Origin of the sequence: Dankookia rubra (assembly GCF_004355005.1) — a bacterium.
In the GTDB taxonomy this organism is placed as follows: domain Bacteria; phylum Pseudomonadota; class Alphaproteobacteria; order Acetobacterales; family Acetobacteraceae; genus Paracraurococcus; species Paracraurococcus ruber_A.
Window position 1 is genome coordinate 1 of record NZ_SMSJ01000066.1, and the last position, 18,265, is coordinate 18,265.

The 18,265-nt window shown below is 73.4% G+C and carries 18 protein-coding genes and 1 tRNA gene; 9 read left to right on the top strand and 10 right to left on the bottom strand.

What is annotated here, in order from left to right; all coding sequences use genetic code 11:
- Both E2C06_RS27275 and E2C06_RS27280 read right to left on the bottom strand, forming a co-directional pair.
- Positions 1 to 1,846, bottom strand: a 1,846-nt coding sequence (locus E2C06_RS27275) for a sensor histidine kinase (RefSeq protein ID WP_193560513.1), incomplete at its 3' end; no start/stop codon positions are given.
- Positions 1,847 to 1,980: 134 nt separating this feature from the next.
- Positions 1,981 to 2,649, bottom strand: a complete 669-nt coding sequence (locus E2C06_RS27280) for an alpha/beta hydrolase (RefSeq protein WP_133291748.1) — start codon at positions 2,647 to 2,649, stop codon at positions 1,981 to 1,983.
- 388 nt (positions 2,650 to 3,037) lie between these two features.
- Here E2C06_RS27280 and E2C06_RS27285 point away from each other — a divergent pair, with 388 nt between their 5' ends.
- The 7 genes from E2C06_RS27285 to E2C06_RS37955 all read left to right on the top strand — a co-directional run bounded on the left by E2C06_RS27285 (position 3,038) and on the right by E2C06_RS37955 (position 8,643).
- Positions 3,038 to 3,613: an Rrf2 family transcriptional regulator gene (locus tag E2C06_RS27285; RefSeq protein WP_456305191.1), complete on the top strand. Its 576-nt coding sequence runs from the start codon at positions 3,038 to 3,040 to the stop codon at positions 3,611 to 3,613.
- Between the two features lie 30 nt (positions 3,614 to 3,643).
- Positions 3,644 to 4,714 carry a cysteine desulfurase family protein gene (locus E2C06_RS27290; protein WP_133291750.1) on the top strand — a complete coding sequence of 357 codons (1,071 nt, stop codon included), beginning with the start codon at positions 3,644 to 3,646 and terminating at the stop codon, positions 4,712 to 4,714.
- A 304-nt stretch (positions 4,715 to 5,018) separates the two neighbouring features.
- Positions 5,019 to 6,197: a cysteine desulfurase family protein gene (locus E2C06_RS27295; RefSeq protein ID WP_133291751.1), complete on the top strand. Its 1,179-nt coding sequence runs from the start codon at positions 5,019 to 5,021 to the stop codon at positions 6,195 to 6,197.
- Position 6,198: 1 nt separating this feature from the next.
- Positions 6,199 to 6,528, top strand: a complete 330-nt coding sequence (locus E2C06_RS27300) for a ferredoxin family 2Fe-2S iron-sulfur cluster binding protein (protein ID WP_133291752.1) — start codon at positions 6,199 to 6,201, stop codon at positions 6,526 to 6,528.
- 1 nt (position 6,529) lies between these two features.
- A complete protein-coding gene (locus tag E2C06_RS27305) occupies positions 6,530 to 7,258 on the top strand; it encodes a TenA family protein (protein ID WP_133291753.1) in 729 nt (242 codons plus the stop codon).
- Positions 7,258 to 8,352 carry a tRNA 2-thiouridine(34) synthase MnmA gene (gene mnmA / locus E2C06_RS27310; protein ID WP_133291754.1) on the top strand — a complete coding sequence of 365 codons (1,095 nt, stop codon included), beginning with the start codon at positions 7,258 to 7,260 and terminating at the stop codon, positions 8,350 to 8,352. Before E2C06_RS27305 ends, mnmA begins: the two co-directional genes overlap by 1 nt.
- Positions 8,353 to 8,490: 138 nt before the next feature.
- Positions 8,491 to 8,643, top strand: coding sequence for a hypothetical protein (locus tag E2C06_RS37955; protein ID WP_165982696.1), 153 nt, complete (start codon positions 8,491 to 8,493; stop codon positions 8,641 to 8,643).
- A 126-nt stretch (positions 8,644 to 8,769) separates the two neighbouring features.
- On the opposite strand, the gene E2C06_RS27315 is transcribed toward E2C06_RS37955, so the two are convergent.
- From E2C06_RS27315 to E2C06_RS27350, 8 genes are all read right to left on the bottom strand, one after another.
- Positions 8,770 to 8,846, bottom strand: a tRNA-Met gene (locus E2C06_RS27315).
- 59 nt (positions 8,847 to 8,905) lie between these two features.
- Entirely contained in the window at positions 8,906 to 9,886 is a 981-nt protein-coding gene (locus E2C06_RS27320) for a Bug family tripartite tricarboxylate transporter substrate binding protein (RefSeq protein ID WP_133291755.1), read from the bottom strand.
- Between the two features lie 26 nt (positions 9,887 to 9,912).
- Positions 9,913 to 10,749, bottom strand: coding sequence for a substrate-binding domain-containing protein (locus tag E2C06_RS27325; protein WP_133291756.1), 837 nt, complete (start codon positions 10,747 to 10,749; stop codon positions 9,913 to 9,915).
- The gene (locus E2C06_RS27330; protein ID WP_133291757.1) at positions 10,746 to 11,462 is read right to left on the bottom strand and encodes a PIG-L deacetylase family protein; all 717 of its coding nucleotides are present in this window, start codon (positions 11,460 to 11,462) and stop codon (positions 10,746 to 10,748) included. Before E2C06_RS27330 ends, E2C06_RS27325 begins: the two co-directional genes overlap by 4 nt.
- A gap of 75 nt (positions 11,463 to 11,537) precedes the next feature.
- The gene (locus tag E2C06_RS27335; RefSeq protein WP_241671497.1) at positions 11,538 to 12,503 is read right to left on the bottom strand and encodes a VOC family protein; all 966 of its coding nucleotides are present in this window, start codon (positions 12,501 to 12,503) and stop codon (positions 11,538 to 11,540) included.
- A gap of 28 nt (positions 12,504 to 12,531) precedes the next feature.
- Positions 12,532 to 13,527, bottom strand: coding sequence for a LysR substrate-binding domain-containing protein (locus tag E2C06_RS27340; protein WP_133291758.1), 996 nt, complete (start codon positions 13,525 to 13,527; stop codon positions 12,532 to 12,534).
- A 181-nt stretch (positions 13,528 to 13,708) separates the two neighbouring features.
- Entirely contained in the window at positions 13,709 to 15,316 is a 1,608-nt protein-coding gene (locus tag E2C06_RS27345) for a serine hydrolase domain-containing protein (protein WP_133291759.1), read from the bottom strand.
- A complete protein-coding gene (locus E2C06_RS27350; RefSeq protein WP_133291760.1) occupies positions 15,316 to 16,290 on the bottom strand; it encodes a S1C family serine protease in 975 nt (324 codons plus the stop codon). The genes E2C06_RS27345 and E2C06_RS27350 overlap by 1 nt, the downstream gene beginning before the upstream one ends.
- 133 nt (positions 16,291 to 16,423) lie before the next feature.
- On the opposite strand from E2C06_RS27350, the gene E2C06_RS27355 reads away from it, so the two are divergent.
- Positions 16,424 to 17,044: a NeuD/PglB/VioB family sugar acetyltransferase gene (locus E2C06_RS27355; protein WP_165982697.1), complete on the top strand. Its 621-nt coding sequence runs from the start codon at positions 16,424 to 16,426 to the stop codon at positions 17,042 to 17,044.
- A gap of 162 nt (positions 17,045 to 17,206) precedes the next feature.
- Positions 17,207 to 18,262, top strand: a complete 1,056-nt coding sequence (locus tag E2C06_RS27360) for an ABC transporter ATP-binding protein (RefSeq protein WP_370451490.1) — start codon at positions 17,207 to 17,209, stop codon at positions 18,260 to 18,262.
- Positions 18,263 to 18,265 lie beyond the last annotated feature (3 nt).

Here is an 18,265-nt window from a genome sequence, read left to right on the forward strand (position 1 = left end):
CGGCCGGCCGGGTCGTGGGCGCCGCCGCCAGCGGGGTGCCGTCCGGGGCGACGCGCGCCGCCGGCAGGGTCAGCGCGGCGCGCAGCCCGTCCGGCGCCCAGTCGAGCGCGAGCCGGCCGGCCAATTGCCGCTCCGCCAGCTGGGTCATCAGCCGCAGCCCGAAGCTGCGCCGCGAGGGCGCGCCGGCCAGGCGCGGCCCGCCCGCCTCCACCCAGTCGAGCCGCAGCGCCCGGTCGGCGGCCAGGAACCGCCATTCGATCCGCACCGATCCGCCCGGCACCGAGAGCGCGCCGTGCTTGGCCGCGTTGGTCGCCAGTTCGTGCAGCAGCATGGCCACCGGCTGCACCGCCTCGGCCGAGAGCCGGGCCGGCGGGCCGGAAAGGCGGACCTGCCCGGCATGCGCCGGCAGCTCGCTCTCGGCCAGCGCCTGCAGCTCCGCCCCGGTCCAGGCGCCGCGGGCCAACAGCGCATGCGCGCGGGCCATGGCGGTGATCCGGCCCTCCGCCGCGGCGGCGAACTCGGCCGGCGGGACGTCCCGCGGCGCCAACCGGATCAGCGACAGCGCGACCGCCAGCGCATTCTTGGCGCGGTGGTCGACCTCGCGCAGCAGCAGCACCAGGTGTTCCTCCGCCTCCCGCTTCGCCGCGGCCCGGGCGCGCAGCGCGGCGCCGGCCTCGGCCAGGGCCTGGCGGACCCGCGCCACCTCCCGCACCCGGGGCGGGGCGCGCAGGGGCGGCGGCTGGTCGCGGGCAACCATGGCGGCGTCGGGGCCGAGCGCCTCCACTTCCTCCCCCAGCCGGGCGCCGAGCACCAGGGCGAGCAGTACGGCCAGCGCGACCGCCAGGGCCCCGCCGGTGGCGGCGACCAGCACCGCGCGGCGCAGCGGCCCGTCGATCACCGCGCGGGGGACGCTGAGCGCCAGCACCCAATTGCCGCGCTGCAGCCGGCGCAGCACCGCATAGATCGGGGTGCCGTCGCGGGCGAGGGCCCGCACCATCGCCGAGCGCTCGGCGCCGCGCTGGAAATCGACCATCCAGTCCATGCCGGGCCGGGCGAAGAAGGCCTCCTCCTGCGCCGTGCGGGCGATGACCAGGTGGCGGGCGTCGAGCAGGGTGGCGATCCAGCCAGGCCGCAATTCCTGGCCGCGCAGCGCCTCGCTCAGGCTGCTCGGCAGGATATTGGCGGCGAGCATGCCGACCGGCCGGCCGTCGCGGCGGACCACCCGGGTGACGCCGATCAAGGGCCGCCCGGCGTTCGGCCCGAGGTAGAGCGGCGAGATGTAATTCCCCGGGGCCCGGAAGAACTTGGCGAAATAGATCCTGGGGTCGTTCGGCGCCGCGGGCGTGTCGGGGAAGCGCAGCTGGTCGATGCCGGGCGATGCGGTGTCCGGCGGCAGCAGGGTATTGGCCCGCGGCCGTCCCTGCAGGTCGACCAGCACGATGCTGTGCAGCGCCGTGGGGGTGCGGTCGATCACCGCCCGGCCGCGGGCCAGGAAGGCTGCGGCGTCCGCGCCGTTCGCCTCGCCGGCCAGCGCCGCGTCCAGGCTGGGCGAGGTGCCCAGGATGTCGAGCACGACGCCGGTGATCCGCAGCTCGCGCTCGAGATCGGCCTGCAGCGACTCGGCGCTGCGGGAGAGTGCGCGCATGGCGACGTTGCGTTCGCCGGCGGCGACCCACCAGGTCAGGCCGACGGCGAGCGCCACCAGCGGCAGGCCGGTGGCGAGGGCGAGGCGGAGCAGGTGGGTGCGGAAGCGGGCGGGCGGGCGACGCGGCGCGGCGTCCGGCGCCGCGGACCTGCCGGCTTGCGGCAAGGCCAGCGAAGGGGACGGCGCCCTACTCGTATCCATGCCATCCCTCCTCCGCCGACGCGCCCGCTGGCGGGAGGGATATGGCATTCCGTCGCGCTTGGCGCGCGCAGGTTGCACCGCGGCGACGGCCGGGGGCAAGTCCCCCGGCCGTATCCTGGCGGAACCCCGGCGGCTCAGTCGGCGGCGAGCGCCATCCGGCTGCGGTTCATGCGGGAGTTGACGTGGTCCTCGGCCGCGTCGACAACCTTCTCGGTCTCCTCCGGCGTGAAGACATGGCCCGCGCCCGGCAGCACGCGGTAGTCGATGGTGATGCCGCGCTGGGTGTTCAGCTTGTCCACCAGCTTCTTCACCGAGCTTTCCGGCACCAGCTCGTCGTCGGTCCCGTGGTAGATCAGCCCGTTGCAGGGGCAGGGGGCGAGGAAGCCGAAGTCGTAGTGGCTGGCCGGCGCGGCGATGGAAACGAAGCCGCCCATCTCCGGCCGCCGCATCAGCAGCTGCATGCCGACATAGGCGCCGAAGGAATAGCCGGCGACCCAGAGGCTATGCGCGTTCGGGTTCACCGCCTGGAGGAAGTCGAGCGCCGAGGCGGCGTCGGAGATCTCGCCGATCCCGCCGTCATAGCGGCCCTGGCTGCGGCCAACCCCCCGGAAGTTGAATCGAAGGGTGGAAAACCCCATGCCCTGGAAACGTTGGTACAGGGCGTGAATGACCCGGTTGTTCATCGTCCCGCCATGCAGCGGGTGAGGGTGGAGCAGCAACGCCACCGGCGCGTTGGCCTGCTTCGAATGGTGGTAACGGCCTTCGAGCCGACCATCAGGGCCGGCGAACATGACCTCAGGCATCGTCCCGTGGGTCCAATTCCGGTTAAGCCTGGCCCGTCCGGCATACCGGCGAGGAAAAGCATTCCCGCCGGCAGTCCGAGCGCGCCGAGGCGCTTGGTGGGGGAGACCTAGCTGACAACGCCCAGGCTCCCTTCGGCATCATGACACGATGCCGAGAGGAGCCTGGGAGCATCACCCACTGGATGAGCCGAGCCCCCAATTCCCCAATGGTTGACTGTGGAAGTCGGGGAATCTAGCCTTCCGGACCGACGCCGCTCGAGGCGCGCAGGCCGGAGACTTCGGTTACCGTGATCGTCCAGTCGCCCCGGGGCAGTCTCCCGACCCCCGCGGCCGTCCGAATATAGAGATGCGAAACCGAGTTTCATAACGGAATCAAGGAAGGGCGCCCATGTTTCCCGCGCCGGACCTGTGTTCCGGTATACGAACTATCGCCGTTCAAGGGGGCCAAGCAGTGCGTCTCTCCACCCGTGGGCGATATGCCGTCATGGCCATGGTCGAATTGGCCGCGAGGCAGCAGGGATGCGTCACGGATGCGCGACCTGGGAGGCCGGTCAGTCTCGCAGAATTGGCCCAGGCCCAGCTGCTCTCGCTCGCCTATCTCGAGCAGCTCTTCGGCCACCTGCGCCGATCCGGCCTCGTCGCATCCGCCCGAGGGCCCGGCGGCGGCTACCGCCTGGCCCGGCCGGCAACCGCGATCACGGTCGCCCAGATCGTCGATGCGGTGGACGAGCCGATCCGCGCCACCCGTTGCGAGGAGGGCTCGCCCGGCTGCCTCGGCGGCGAACGTTGCCTGACGCATGACCTCTGGTCCGAACTGGGCGAGCAGATCCGCCTGTTCCTGGCGCACGTCACCCTGGCCGACGTGGTCGAGGGCCGGATCGCCGGCCGCGCGGTGATGCCGCGCACCGAGGCGATGCCCGCCGCGGCGGACGCGGACCCGACCATCGCGGAGGCGGCGCAGTAGCGCCGGCCGCTCGCGGTGGACAGTCTCTATATGGATGCCAACGCGACCGAGCCGCTGCGGCCGGAAGCCCGGGCAGCGGCGGTCGCGGCGCTGGAGGCGGGGGGCAACCCTTCCTCGGTCCATGCCGCGGGCCGCGCCGCGCGCCGGCGGCTGGAGGAGGCGCGGGAGGCGGTGGCCGCCCGCTTCGGCGCCCGCGGGCAGGACCTAGTCTTCACCGGCGGCGGGACCGAGGCCAATGCGCTGGCGGTCGCCGGCCTCGGCCGCGGCCGGCGGGTGCTGGTGGGCGCGACCGAGCATCCGGCGGTGCTGGCCGCGGCCCCGGGCGCCGCGGTGATCCCGGTGCGGCCGGACGGGACCGTCGATCTCGGCGCGCTCGAGGCGCTGCTGGCCGCCGGCGGCCCGGCCCTGGTCTGCCTGATGGCGGCGAACAACGAGACCGGCGTGCTACACCCGCTGGCCAGGGCCGCGGCGCTCTGCCGGGCGCGGGGCGCGCTGCTGCATGTCGATGCGGTGCAGGCGGCCGGGCGGGTGGCGCTGCCGGCGGACCATGATTCGCTGGCGATCTCCGGCCACAAGCTGGGCGGCCCGGCCGGGGCCGGGGCGCTGCTGCTGCGGCCGGGTCTCGAGGTCCCGGCCTTGATCGCCGGCGGCGGGCAGGAACGCGGCCGGCGCGGCGGGACGGAGCCGCTGCCGGCCATCGCCGGCCTGGCCGCGGCGGCGCGCGCGGCGACCGATGCCGCCCGGCTCGGCGCGCTGCGCGACCGGATCGAGGCCGGGATCGCCGCGCTGGCGCCCGAGGCCATCATCGCCGGCGCCGGGGCGCCGCGGCTGGCGAATACCAGCAGCATCATCCTGCCCGGGGTGGCGGCGGAAACCCAGGTGATCGCCCTCGACCTCGCCGGGGTGCGCGTCTCGGCGGGGGCGGCCTGTTCCTCCGGCAAGGTCGGGCGCAGCCCGGTGCTGGCGGCCATGGGTTTCGGCGACCTGGCCGGCTGCGGCATCCGCGTCTCGCTGCCCTGGGATGCGGCGGAGGATGCGCCGGAGCGGTTCCTGGCTGCCTGGGGCGCGATGCGGGACAGGCTGGCGCAACGGGCGGCGTGACGGCGGCCGGGGCAGCTTAGGGACTGGAAAGAAGAATATTTTCCTGATATGGTCGGGCCGCCTGCGGAAGGGCCCGGCCATGTCGGCATCCCGCCACTCGCGCCGCCTGCCGCCCGGCCATGCCGCTTCCCGTCCGGCCCCCGGGGCTTGTCCGAAAACGGCATTCGCGGCCCGGTCCGCCCGCCGCGGACGGTCGCTCTGCGCGTCGCGGGCTTTGTCCGAAAACCGCATCCCCGGCCCCGGCATGCCGGCCATTCCGGCCGCACCCCTCCCCAGCGCCGCCCCGCCGCGCCATCTTCCGGCCATGCGCCCGAACCGCCCGATCTACCTCGACAACCACGCCACCACGCCGGTCGACCCGCGCGTGCTGGCCGCCATGCGGCCCTGGTGGGAGGAGAATTTCGCCAACCCGCACAGCGTCGAGCACGCCATGGGCCGCGCGGCGGAGGAGGCGGTCGAGCAGGCCCGGGCCGAGATCGCCGAGCTGATCGGCGCCGAGGCGCGCGAGGTGGTGCTGACCTCGGGCGCCACCGAGAGCAACAACCTGGCGATCAAGGGCGCCGCCCGCTTCGCCGTGCAGCAGGGCAGTGAGCGCCGGCGGATCGTCACGCTGGCGACCGAGCACAAATGCGTCCTGGAGAGTATCCGCGACCTGGCCGCCGAGGGTTTCGAGCCGGCCATCCTGCCGGTCGGGCCGGACGGGCTGGCCGATCTCGACCGGCTGCGGCAGGCGGTCGACGACCGCACCCTGCTGGTCAGCGTCATGGCGGTGAACAACGAGATCGGCGTGGTGCAGGACCTGGCGGCGATCGGCGCCCTGGCCCGGGAGGCCGGGGCGCTGTTCCACACCGATGCCGCCCAGGCCGCCGGGCGCATCCCGCTCGACGTCGAGGCGATCCGCGCCGACCTGCTCTCGCTGTCCGGCCATAAGATCTACGGGCCGAAGGGGATCGGCGCCTTGTACGTCCGCCGCCGGCCGCGGGTGCGGCTGGCGCCGCTCTTCTCCGGCGGCGGGCAGGAGCGGGGCTTCCGCTCCGGCACCCTGCCGGCGCCGCTGGTGGTCGGGCTCGGGGAAGCGGCGCGGATCGCGGCGATCGAGGGGATGCTCGATGCCGGGCGCGTGTCGGAGCAGCGCGACATCCTGCTGCGGGGCCTGGAGGCGCGGGTGCCCGGCATCCGGGTGAACGGCAGCCGCGCGGCGCGGGTGCCGGGCAACCTGAACCTGACCTTCCCCGGGCCGGTGGATGCCCAAGGCATCATGCAGGCGGCGCCCGGGGTCTGCGTCTCGACCGGCTCGGCCTGTTCCTCGGCCGCGGTCGAGCCGTCCTACGTCCTGCGCGCGCTCGGGATTCCGGAGGCCGAGGCGCGCGCGACCTTGCGGATCGGGATCGGCCGCTTTACCTCGCCCGCGGATGTGGACCGGGCCGCGGCAGCGCTTGCCGAGGGTTGGCGGGCCGCGAGCGCAAGCGGAGCAGGCGAATAAGATGCCCAGGATGACCTTCATCGAGCGCGACGGCACGCGCCGCGAGGTGGACGCGCCGCTCGGCCTTTCGGTCCTGGAGATCGCGCACAAGCACGGCGTCGACATCGAGGGCGCCTGCGAGGGCTCGCTGGCCTGCTCGACCTGCCATGTCGTGGTGGACGGCGCCTGGTTCGGCAAGCTGGCCAAGCCGACCGAGGACGAGGAGGACATGCTCGACCTCGCCTTCGACCTGCAGGAAACCTCGCGGCTCGGCTGCCAGCTGATCATGACGGATGCGCTGGACGGGCTGGTGGTGAAGCTGCCGGCCGGCACGCGGAACGCCGGTGGATAGGATGGCAAGCTGGGAGGAAGGGTTCGGCCGCGAAGGCGGGCTGTTCCGCCGGCTGCGCGAGGCCTGCGCCGCCGACTGGCAGGCCTATACCTGGCACCCCTTCGTCCACGGGATCTCGCGGGGCACGCTGCCGCTGCCGGCCTTCCGGCGCTACCTGATCCAGGACTACCTGTTCCTGATCCACTTCGCCCGGGCCAAGGCGCTGGCGGTCTTCAAGGCCGAGAGCATCGAGGCGATGCGCGACAAGACGGCGGCGATCGCCGCCATCCTGTCCGAGACGCTGATGCACCTGAAGTACTGCGAGGGCTGGGGCATCCCCGAGGCCGAGGTGCGGGCGACGCCCGAGAGCGCCGAGACGGTCAGCTATACCCGCTACGTCATCGACCGGGGCCTGGCCGGCGACATCCTCGACCTCGAGGTGGCGCTCGCCCCCTGCACGGTCGGCTACGGGGAGGTGGCGCTGCGCATCCTGGCCGACCCGCGCCGGCGCGCGGAGGGCAATGCCTACCAGTCCTGGATCGATACCTATGCCGATCCCGGCTACCAGGCCATGGCGAAGGCGGCCGCCGCGCGGATCGACGCGCTGGGCGAGAGCCATGGCGGCCATGCCCGCTTCGCCTCGCTCAGCGCGACCTTCTCGGAGGCCGCGCGGCTCGAGGCGCGGTTCTGGCAGCAGGGGCTGGATGCCGCCGCGGGGCACATGGCGGCCTACGTGAAGATCCACATCTGATGCGCATCCTGGTTGCCATGTCGGGCGGCGTGGACAGCAGCGTCGTCGCTGGCCTGCTGCGCGAGCAGGGGCATGACGTCATCGGCGCCACGCTGCAGCTCTACGACCATGGCGCGGCCACAGCTCGCCGCGGCGCCTGCTGCGCCGGGCAGGACATCCACGATGCCCGCCGCGTCGCCGACAGGCTCGACATCCCGCATTACGTGCTGGACCGCGAGAGCCGCTTCCGGGACGCCGTGGTGCAGGATTTCGCCGACAGCTACGCGCGCGGCGAGACGCCGATCCCCTGCATCCGCTGCAACCAGACGGTCAAGTTCCACGACCTGGTCGGCCTGGCCCGCGACCTCGGCGCCGAGGCGATGGCGACCGGCCACTACGTCCGCCGCGTCGAGGGGCCCGCCGGCCCCGAGCTGCACCGCGCCGCCGACCCGCAGCGGGACCAGAGCTACTTCCTCTTCGCCACCACGCCGGAGCAACTGGCCTTCAGCCGCTTCCCGCTCGGCGACTACCCGGACAAGGCGGCGGTGCGCGCGGTCGCCGCGCGGCTCGGCCTCGCGGTGGCGGAGAAGCCGGACAGCCAGGACATCTGCTTCGTGCCGCAGGGCCGCTACCACGACGTCGTGGCGAAGCACCGGCCGGATGCGGCGGAGGCCGGGGAGATCGTGCATCTCGACGGCCGCGTGCTCGGCCGCCACCAGGGCATCGCCCGCTACACGGTGGGGCAGGGGCGGGGGCTCGGCCAAGCCTCCCGCGACGGCGCGGAGCCGCTCTATGTCACCGGCGTCGAGGCCGGGACCCGCCGGGTGGTGGTCGGGCCGCGCCAGGCGCTGCCGCGGGCGGTGGTCGAGGTCGGCGAGATGAACTGGCTGGTGCCGCCCCCGGCCACGCCGCTGCGCTGCCAGGTGAAGCTCCGCGCGCGGGAGATGCCGCGGGATGCCGAGGTGGCCTGGGATGCCGCGGCCGGGCTGCTGCGGGTGACGCCGGCGGAAGTGGCGATCGCCGCGCCGGGCCAAGCCTGCGTGCTGTACGATGGCGACCGCGTGCTGGGCGGCGGCTTCATGCGCCGCGCGTTGGGAGCGGTCGCCGCCGCCTGAACCGCGATTGCCGCATGGCTGCGCGGCTTCCATGCCGGGGCCGCGGCGCACGCGGCACCCCATCTTTGTTCCGACCGGGCCGCACGGCGAGGACGCATCGGGCGCCACGCCCCGCAGCGGCCGGCAAGGAGCAGGACCATGGTCTCCCTCATCGGAGGCTTCTTGACCTTCACCCTCGGCAGCGCGCTGATCCTCTGGGGCGCCAATATCCGCGGCGCGATGGAGCATGACGCCGGCCGGGTGCGCGTCGTCGCGCGGCTGCCGCGCGGCGCGACGCAGGACGTCAGCTGAAGCCAGGCCAGCCGCCGCGCGGGAGTCCCCGCGCGACGGACCGGCTGCCGATCATCGGTCGGCCGGCATTCGGGAAAGGAGGAGTTCTGCGCTGCCGCATCCCGGGATGGGGAGGCTGCGAAAGGGTGGTACCTGAGGCCGGACTTGAACCGGCGACCCCGGCATTATGAGTGCCGTGCTCTAACCAGCTGAGCTACCCAGGCGCGGCGCCGGATATGACGGCTTTGCCCGCGGAATGCAAGCCGCCCTCCCGGCGATCCGGCTACTGGATCCTGATGTTCCGCACGTGCACGATCTCCGCCATCCTGCGGCTTTCGGCGGCGAGGTAGGCTGGCCATTCCGCCAGCGGCCGCGCCTCCGGCGTCACCACCTGGCGGTCGAGCGCCGGCTTCATGTCGGGCGCGGTCAGCGCGGCGCGGCAGGCCGCGTTCAGCGTCTCGAGGATCGGCCGCGGCGTGCCGGCCGGCGCCAGCATGGCGATGTGCTCGATGATCTCGACCGCGGGGTAGCCCTGCTCGGCGAAGGTCGGCACCTCCGGCGCCAGCGGGCTGCGCCGGGGGGAGGCGACGGCAAGCGCGCGCAGGTCGCCGGAGGCCATCAGCCCCATCACCGCCGCGGCCGGCATGAACAGCATGCCGGTCTCCCCGGCAACGACGCCCTGGATCGCCGGGCCGCCGCCGCGATAGCCGACATCGGCGACCTCGATCCCGGCGGCCTGCAGCAGCATCTCGGTCGCCAGGTGGCTGGTCGCGCCGATGCCGGAATTCGCATAGGTCAGCTTGGCGCCGGGCTGCTTCGCCATGGCGACGTAATCCGCCAGGGTCTTCGCCGGCGAGGCCCTGCCGACCAGCATGAACATCGGCATCGAGACCAGCAGGCCGACGCCGGCGAAGGCCTTCCCGACCTCGAAGCCCAAGGGGTAGAGGTGCGGCGCGACGGCATAGGTGCTGTTCGGCAGCACGATCACCGTATGCCCGTCCGGCCGCGCCCGGGCGGCGGAGGTCAGGCCGATGGTGCCGTTGGCGCCGGTGCGGTTGTCGATCACGAAGCCCTGGCCGAGATCGGTCGAGAGCCGCCCGGCCAGCACGCGGGCGAAGGCGTCGGTGGAGCCGCCGGCGGCCCAGGGCACCACCACCGTGACGGGGCGGCTCGGGTAGTTGGGCTCCTGCGCCCGCAGCGCGGCGGGGGCGGCCAGCAGGCCGGCGGCGCCGGACAGCAGGGCGCGGCGGGTGGCTTGGGTCATCGTTCTTGTCCTTCCTGTCGGGCCGCTCACGCCACGGCGGATGGCAGCCCGGCCCAGATATCCTCGGCCGCCAGCGGGTGCGGCAACAGCCCTTGTTCCACGCAATAGCCTACCGCGAGCGCCAGCGCAGGAGCGAGCGAGCCGCGGTCGGTCGCCGCGGCGGGGAACAGCCGGACCAGCTCGGGGCCAAGCGCCGGGTCGCCCTCCAGCAGCGGCCGCCGGGCCACCAGCAGGTGGTTCACGGGGGTGAAGCCATGCGCGGCGCGGAAGGCCTCCCCCGCCGCGGCGGGGTCGGGGAAGACGGTGCGGAGATCGCCGCCGGCCGGGGTGTCGTTGCCGAAGATCGCCGCGTCCAGGCGGCCGTCGCGCAGCATCGACAGCATGTCGCTGCCCGGCGGGGCGCGCTCGGCCCAGGGCGGGTCGCGGCATTCGGGAACGTGGGCGTCCTCGAAGGTGGTCCAGCGCATGGCTTCCGGCCGCAGCCCGAAGCGGTCCGCGAGCGTGCCGCGCAGCCACATGCCGGTGGTCTGGCTATAGGCGCGGACGCCGATGCGGCGGCCCTCGAGGTCGGCGGGGCCGCGGATGGGGCCATCGGCGCGGCAGAGCAGCGCCGCTTCCTGGAAGCGCGCGGCGAGGACGACCGGCAGCAGCACCAGCGGCTTGCCCCAGGCGCGGGCCTGCAGGAAGGTGGCGATCGCCATCTCCGAGACATCGAAGCGGGCCTCCCGCACCATGGGCGCGAAGGCGCGGCTGATCGGCGCGATGCCGGCATCCTCGAGCCGTAGCAGGGGCGAGGCGACCTGCCCGTCGAGCAGCGCGGCGGTGTGCGGGGTGCGCCCGATCGCCGCCCGGAGGGTTCTCATCCCAGCGTCTCGACGACATGCGGGAAGACGGACTGGTAGCCCTCGCCGTACTTGATCGCCCTGTCGGAATTGCGGGCGGCCTGGGCGCCGCGCTGCTGGGCGACGCGGGTGTAGTATTCCCAGAGGTGCTCCTGCCCGGCCATGCATTCGATGGCGGCGCGCTTCTTCTCCCAGACGCCGTCGATGCCGAGCAGGACGTCCGGCTTCCAGCCGCATTGCTCGGGCTGGTGCGGCTCGAAGAGGAAGACCGGCGGGGCGCCGAGCACCTTCTGGTGCGGGTTGTGGCCATGCGCCTGGGCGGTGATGCGGGCGTGCTGGGCGAATTCGCACACCGCGGGATGGTCGCGGTTGTAGGGGTCCTCCTTGCTGTGGGTGAGGACGAAGCCCGGGTGGATGTTGCGGTAGACATCGACCAGGCGGAACAGCGAGTCATTGGTCAGGGTGATCGGGTAGTCGCCGAGGTCCCAGAACTGGATGTCGTGCACGCCGAGCACCTCGGCCGCGGCGCGGGCTTCCTTCTCGCGCTCGGCCTTGACGCGGTCCAGCGTCATCCCCGGCAGGCGCCAGAGTTTCGCGGACTCGCCGCGCTCGCCATAGGAGAGGCAGACGACCGTGACCTGCCAGCCCTTCGCGGCGTGCAGCGCGATGGCGCCGCCGGCGCGCCAGACGAAATCGGCGGAATGGGCGGATACGACAAGCGCCGTGTTGGTCATTGGTCCCTCCCGTTGAAGCCTGCGGACTCACAAAAATAGATGGGGGTCTGGGGGAATACCTTCCCCCAATCTTGCTTACCTGCTGGGCGGCGTTGCATGCGTCCGGAAGCTCTCGCCGAGCTGCAGCCCCCAGGCCTGCCCCTTGTTCCGCTCGGCTTCCGTCCAGGTGATCGTCTTCCAGTCCGGCGCCAGGACCAGGCGCGCGCCGGAATGGGCGAGTTCGATGCGGTTGCCGCCGGGCTCGTAGACGTAAAGGAAGAAGGTCTGCTGGATGGCGTGCTTGTGCGGCCCGTTCTCGATGTGCACGCCGGCCTCGAGGAAGGTGTCGGCGGCCTGCAGGATCGCCTCCCGGCTGTCGAGGGCGAAGGTGACGTGGTGCAGCCTTCCGGGGATGCCGTCGGGTTCGCGGCCCATCGCCATGTCGTAGGATTTGTTGGTGGCGGTCAGCCACATGCCGGTCTCGAGCCCGCTGTCCAGCTCGATGCGCTCGGTGCAGCGCAGGCCGAGGTTGCGCTGGTAGAATTCGCGGGCCGCCCGGACATCGGGGCCGAGCGTGTTGAAGTGGTCGAGCCGGCGGAGATTGACGCCGCGCGCGGGGTAGCGTTCCGGCTGGTTCTTCAGCGCGGGGCGGCGTTCCGGCGGCGCCTCGTACCATTCGGTGGCGTGGTAGAGCTCGATCAGGTGGCCGGCCGGGTCGCGGAAGCGGAAGCCGGGGCCGTGGCCGAGGCTGTCGTCGTGGCGTGCCACCGCGACGCCGTCGGCGAGCAGCGCGGCGACGCGGCGTTCCAGCGCCTGCGGGCTGCGGGTGCGGAAGGCGGCGTGGCCGAGGCCGGAGGTGGCCGCGCCGGTGAGCTGCAGCGAGTAGCGCTCGTAGTCGTCCCAGCCGCGCAGGAAGACGCTGTCGCCCTGCTGGCCGCTCTCGGTCATGCCCATGACCTCGGTGAAGAAGCGCCGGCTGTCCTCAGGCTTCGGCGTCAGCAGCTCGACATGGCCGAGATGCGCGACGTCCATGATGGGTTCCGGCGGCAGCCGCGTGGTCATGCTGGAGGTTCCTTCGCTGGCCGGCAGACTAGCCGCCGCCCCGTGGCCGCGTCCTATCGCTTCTTCGGCGCTTCCCATCAGCATCGGGCATGGCGGCGGGCATCGCCGCATCCAGCTCCGCCAGGTGGGCCCGCAGCGCCGCGACGAAGGCCAGGCCCGCCGCCGGCAGCGGCCGGTCGCGCGGCAGCACCAGCCCGGCCGGGCGCGGCGGCGCCGGGACCGGCAGCGGCACCACCCGCAGCGTGCCGCGCAGCAGGTCGCCCGCCATCATCAGCCGCGGCATGACCGAGACCATGTCGGTCGCCAGCAGCATCTCCCGGATGAAGCCGTAGGAGGAGGAGCGCATGGGCAGCGCCGGCGAGAGCCCGAGCGCGCCGAGCAGCGCGTCGATCTCCTGGCCGACGCGCTGGCTGATGGTCGGCAGCACCAGCTCGCAGCGCCGCAGCGCCTCGGCGGAAAGCGCGGCCAGGACGGGATGGCCGGCGCGGGCGAGGATGCTGATCGGCTCTTCCCACAAGGCCTCCCGCTGGAAGCCGTCCGCCACGGCGGGGGCGTAGAGCCGGCCCAGGATCAGGTCGATCTCGCCGGCCGCCAGCGCCGGCAGCAGGTCCTCCATCCGCCCCTGCTGGATGCGGATCTGCAGGGCGGGGTGGGCGGCGCGCAGCCGGATCAGCGCGCCCGGCAGCACGCCAACGGAAGCGACCGGCAGGGCGCCGACCGCGACGCTGCCGGCGCCGGGGCTGGCCAGGCGGTCCAGCTCCTCCTCCGCCCGGCGGGTCTCGGCCAGGATGCGGCGGGCGAGGCGGACCATGACCAGGCCCGCCGCCGTCGGGCGGACGCCGCGCGGATGGCGCTCGAAGAGCCGCTCGCCGGTCACGGCTTCCAGCTCCTGCAGGCTGCGGGTCAGCGCGGGCTGACCGACGCCGAGCACGGCCGCGGCCTTGAGCAGGCTGCGATGGGTCTCCAGCGCGTCGGCGACGCGCAGCAGGTTGAGTTTCAGGCGCTGGTCGAGGAAGCGGCGCATGGCGGGCCGATGCTATGCCGGATCGGCATGGTGATAGGCGGATGATTGGGGGGGAAAAGGCATTGCCTCCCCAAACCCCACCTCTGTTTTCCGTGGGTCTGGCTGCCGCCGCGCAGCGGGTGCCGATTCCCGGAAAGGGATGAGGGGGTCCGGGGGAGAATGCCTTCTCCCCCGGCCTTCCTTACCCCTGCCGCTCGAAGCGCATGCCGCGCACCCGCCCGCCGCTGACGACCAGCGCGGCGATCCGCCCGGCCGCGTCGCGGGCCAGCTTCGCATCCACCCAGCCCTGGAACATCGTGGCGGGCGTCATGATGCGGAAACAGTCGCCTTCGATCGGCTGCACCGGCCAGGGGCCGGCGGCGGTCAGCGGACCGCGGACCTGTACCGCCAGGCCATCGCCTTCCGGCGCCAGGGTCCAGCTCGCGTCGAGCTCGGCGCAGCGATAGGTGCCGGCCAGTCCCTCCGGCAGAACCGGCGCCCCGGCGGCGCGGCGGAACTGGGTGACGGTGCCGGCGTCGGTCTCAAGCGCCAGGGTGCCGCCTTCGGGCAGCGAGAACGCGAAGGGGAAGCTGCCGCGGCGGGCGACCAGCCGGCCGTCCTCCCCGGCGGCCAGGGCGAAGGGCAGGCCGTGCTGGGTGGCGGTGGGCCGGCCGGCGGCGTCGAGCGCGAATTCGATGGTCGTGCCGGTCTCCGGGGCCAGCCAGCGGCCGGCCAGCGCTTCCAGCGCCGGGCGCGGCGGCAGGGCGGGGACGGGATGCAGCCCGGGGCGTCCCTCCAGCGCCGCGTCCAGCAGCTGGTGCGCGAGATGGTGGACATCGATGCCGCCATGGTTGGCGATGGCGATGACCGTGACGCCCGCCTCGGGCGCGCGCAGGAAGTAGGTGCGGTAGCCCGGCCAGAGCCCGCTGTGGTTCTCGGTCCGCAGCCCGCGATGCGTCGTCACCTCCAGCCCGCGGGCATAGAGGTTGAGCCTGCCATTGGCGAAGGGCGCGCGCTCGGCCAGGGCCGCCGGCAGCCAGGCGCCGCCGACCGTGCCGCTGGTGAAGTTGCGGTCCCAAAGCGCCAGGTCCTCGACGCAGGAGACGAGGCCGCCCTCGCCGCCGAGCGGGAAGCCGTGCTGCGCGCGGATGAAGCCGTCGCCCTGCGGGACGTAGCCGGTGGCGAGGCCGGGGACGACCTCGGTCACGCCCGGCGTGTGCCGCGTGCGGGTCATCCCCAGCGGGGCGAGGATGCGGCGTTCGAGGAAGGCGCCCAGCGCCTCGCCCGCCACCGCCTCGACGATCCGGCCGAGCAGCAGGAAGCCGCTGTTGGAATAGAGGAAGCGCGTGCCGGGTTCGAAATTCAGCCCGCGCTGCCGGCGGATCGCCGCCATGAGGTGCCCGGGCTTCACGGGGTGCGGGAGGTCGGTGCCGCCCAACCGCATCAGCTCCAGCATGTCGCGGATGCCGGAGCAGTTGCGCATGAGGTGGTCGATGCCGATCCGCGCGCCGAGGTCGGGCAGGTCCGGCAGCCACCGCCGGATGTCGTCCCCGACGGAGAGCCGGCCTTCCTCCGCCAGCAGCAGGATCGCCGCGCAGGTGAACTGCTTGCTGACCGAGGCGATGCGGAAGCGGGTCTCCGGACCGATCGGGATGCCGAGCTCGAGGCTTGCCGCGCCGGCGCTTTCCTGCAGCACCAGCGCGCCGTCCCGCACCAGGCCGAGCGTCGCGCCGGGGCTGCCCGCCCGGTCCCAGGGCGCCAGCAGCCGCCGCGCCTGCCGGCGCAGGGCCAGCGCGCCGAGATCCTGCATCAATGCAGCCGCGGCGCCTTGAGGAAGCTGCGCCGGTCGACCGAGGCGAGCGTCACCTCGCGCGGCGCGGCATCGCGGGTGATCTGCAGGCGCACCCTGGAGCCGGCCGTGCCGCAGGCCCAGACCGCGCGCCAGAGGCCGGGCAGGTCGGCGATTTTGGTGCCGCCCACCGAGACGATCCGGTCGCCCTCCTGCACTCCGCCCTTCTGGGCCGGGCCGTTGCGGGCCATGGAGCTGACCAGCACGCCGTCCTCGTCCTCGGTGGCATAGAGGCCGAGCCAGGGCCGCGCCGGCTTGTTGGGGCGGCCGTAGGAGAGCAGGTCGCCGAGAATCGGCGGCAGCAGGCTGGCCGGCACCACCATGTTGAGGTCGACGCGCCGCCCCTTGCCGTCCTGCTGCTGCATGACGAGGGAGCCGATGCCGAGCAGCTTGCCGTCGCCCCCGATCAGCCCGGCGCCGCCCCAGGAGGGATGCGCCGGCGCGGTGAAGATCGCGTCCTCCAGCAGGTATTCCCAATAGCCGGCGAATTCCTGCCGCGCCGCGATGGTGCAGCGCAACGCGTGCTTGCGCCCGCCGGCGCTGGCGAAGACGCAGGTATCGCCCGGCCGCGGCAGCTCGCCGGTCTCGAGCGGCAGGGCCGGCAGGTTCAGCTTGCCCAGCGCCTGGATCAGGCCGATCCCGGTTTCGAAGTCGTAGGCCAGGGCATGGCCGGGGATGACGCGGCCATCATGCGTGGTCAGCCAGATCTCCTCGGCCTCGGTCACCATGTAGCCGATGGTGGCGATCAGCCCGTCCGGCCGGATCACCACGCCGCTGCCGATCCGCTCGGTGCCGAGCGTCTGCGCCGTGAAGGCATCCGCCGGCACCATCGCCTTCACCGCCACGACCGAGCGCAGCACCTGGTCCAGGTCGAACTCATGCTCGGTGGGGTCCGGCTGGAGGTCCGACGGGATTTCCCATTCGCTGCTTGGCATGCCTATGCGTCCGCTCCGCCCCCGGGGGTTGGTCTTCGTGGCAATATCGGCCGAACCGGCCGGTTCGCCAACGCAGGAGATGGCCCGGCGTGCGCGGGAGGCGCGATTGCCCGAAAAACTTGTGACGGACCCCATGACGAAACTGGTGATCCTGGGCGCCGGCGGCCACGGCCGGGCGCTGATCGAGCTGATCCGCGCCCGCGGCGGGCTGGAGATCGCCGGCCTGGTCGATGCCAGGGCGGATGCCGCGCCGATGCTCGGCGTGCCGGTGCTGGGCGACGAATCGGCGCTGCCCGGCCTGCGCCGCGCCGGGGTCGGCCTGGCCTGCATCGCGCTGGGCGATCCGGCGCTGCGGCTGGCGGCGGCGCTGCGGCTCGGCGCGCTCGGCTTCGGCTTCCCGGCGCTGGTGCATCCCTCGGCGGTCCTGGCCGGCAGCGCCGTGGTGGGGGAGGGCAGCGTGGTGCTGCCGCACGCGGTGCTCGGCGCCTGCGCCCGGGTCGGGCGCTTCTGCATCGTCAATACCGGGGCGATCCTGGAGCATGACGTGGAGCTGGGAGAGGGCGCGCATTGCGGCCCGGGCAGCGTGCTGCCGGGCGGGGTGCGGGTGGGGGCCCGGGCGGTGGTCGGGGCCGGGGCGGCCTGCCGGCCCTATGTGACGATCGGCGAGGCCGCCGTGGTCGGCGTCGGTGCCGCGGTCTGCGGGGACATCCCCGCCGGCGCGACGGTCGGCGGGGTGCCGGCGCGGCCGCTCTAGGGGCCGCCCCACCGGATTGCCGAGGTTTCCGGCAGCCTGCCGCAAGGCTGGGCAAGCCGGGCCATGAGCCCGCGATCGAAAAGGCTTTCCGAAGGCCCGGCGGCGCCCGCATGCTGGCCCGTACCCTGGCACGCATGCTGCTAGGACCTTTGCCCCACCGGCGTGGTGGGCCAGCCGGAGATCGCGGACCTGTACGGCACCACCACCTTGCGCCCATCCGTCGCCAAGGCGCGCGGCGCGATCGAATTCGCCGCCGTCACCAAACGCTTTCCCGGCGGCGCGATCGCCGTCGATGCGCTGGACCTCAGGATCCGCGCCGGCAGCTATGTCTGCCTGCTCGGACCCTCGGGCTGCGGCAAGACCACCACGCTGCGGCTGCTGGCAGGGCACGAGAACCCGACCAGCGGCGACATCCTGCTGGACGATCATCCCATCGTCGGCCTGCCGCCGGCCCGCCGCGGCACCGCGATGATGTTCCAGTCCTATGCGCTCTTCCCGCATCTCTCGGTGCTGGACAACGTCGCCTTCAGCCTGCGCATGCGCGGCGTCGGCAAGTCCGAGCGCCACGCCAAGGCGGCCGAGGCGCTGCGGCTGGTGGAGCTCGACAGTTTCGCCGCGCGGCTGCCGGCGCAGCTTTCCGGCGGCCAGCAGCAGCGCGTGGCGCTGGCCCGGGCGCTGGTGACCAACCCGGCGACCCTGCTGCTGGACGAGCCGCTCTCGGCGCTCGACCCCTTCCTGCGGGGACGGGTGCGGGCCGAGCTGAAGCGCTTCCAGCGCGAGCTGCAGATCAGCTTCGTCCACGTGACGCACAGCCAGGACGAGGCTTTGGCGCTGGCCGACCTGGTGGTGCTGATGCGGGCCGGGCGGATCGAGCAGCAGGGCACGCCGGAGGAGCTGTTCGACCGGCCGCGCACCGCCTTCGTCGCCCGCTTCATGGGCGGCCACAACGTCTTCGCCCTGGCCGATGGGGGGCAGATCGCGGTGCGGTCCGACCGCACGCAAATCGGCGCGGCCGGCCTGCCGGCGACCGTCGTCGGCGTCGAGTACACCGGCACCGGCTTTGCCGTCGCACTCGCCGGCACGGCGGGGGAGGAATACTCGGTCGCGCTGACGGAGGCCGCGCTGCATGCGCGCCCGGTGGAGCCCGGCCAGTCCGTGTCTTTGGCCTGGGACCAGGCCGATATCCGCCCGCTTGCCGATGCGGCCGGGCCGAGCTGAGGA

Coding starts and splice junctions, on each gene's coding strand:
- E2C06_RS27280 (WP_133291748.1), bottom strand. CDS start 2,649: ATGCCTGAGGTCATGTTCGCCGGCCCTGATGGTCGGCTCGAAGGCCGT.
- E2C06_RS27285 (WP_456305191.1), top strand. CDS start 3,038: ATGTTTCCCGCGCCGGACCTGTGTTCCGGTATACGAACTATCGCCGTT.
- E2C06_RS27290 (WP_133291750.1), top strand. CDS start 3,644: ATGGATGCCAACGCGACCGAGCCGCTGCGGCCGGAAGCCCGGGCAGCG.
- E2C06_RS27295 (WP_133291751.1), top strand. CDS start 5,019: ATGCGCCCGAACCGCCCGATCTACCTCGACAACCACGCCACCACGCCG.
- E2C06_RS27300 (WP_133291752.1), top strand. CDS start 6,199: ATGCCCAGGATGACCTTCATCGAGCGCGACGGCACGCGCCGCGAGGTG.
- E2C06_RS27305 (WP_133291753.1), top strand. CDS start 6,530: ATGGCAAGCTGGGAGGAAGGGTTCGGCCGCGAAGGCGGGCTGTTCCGC.
- mnmA (WP_133291754.1), top strand. CDS start 7,258: ATGCGCATCCTGGTTGCCATGTCGGGCGGCGTGGACAGCAGCGTCGTC.
- E2C06_RS37955 (WP_165982696.1), top strand. CDS start 8,491: ATGGTCTCCCTCATCGGAGGCTTCTTGACCTTCACCCTCGGCAGCGCG.
- E2C06_RS27320 (WP_133291755.1), bottom strand. CDS start 9,886: ATGACCCAAGCCACCCGCCGCGCCCTGCTGTCCGGCGCCGCCGGCCTG.
- E2C06_RS27325 (WP_133291756.1), bottom strand. CDS start 10,749: ATGAGAACCCTCCGGGCGGCGATCGGGCGCACCCCGCACACCGCCGCG.
- E2C06_RS27330 (WP_133291757.1), bottom strand. CDS start 11,462: ATGACCAACACGGCGCTTGTCGTATCCGCCCATTCCGCCGATTTCGTC.
- E2C06_RS27335 (WP_241671497.1), bottom strand. CDS start 12,503: ATGACCACGCGGCTGCCGCCGGAACCCATCATGGACGTCGCGCATCTC.
- E2C06_RS27340 (WP_133291758.1), bottom strand. CDS start 13,527: ATGCGCCGCTTCCTCGACCAGCGCCTGAAACTCAACCTGCTGCGCGTC.
- E2C06_RS27345 (WP_133291759.1), bottom strand. CDS start 15,316: ATGCAGGATCTCGGCGCGCTGGCCCTGCGCCGGCAGGCGCGGCGGCTG.
- E2C06_RS27350 (WP_133291760.1), bottom strand. CDS start 16,290: ATGCCAAGCAGCGAATGGGAAATCCCGTCGGACCTCCAGCCGGACCCC.
- E2C06_RS27355 (WP_165982697.1), top strand. CDS start 16,424: ATGACGAAACTGGTGATCCTGGGCGCCGGCGGCCACGGCCGGGCGCTG.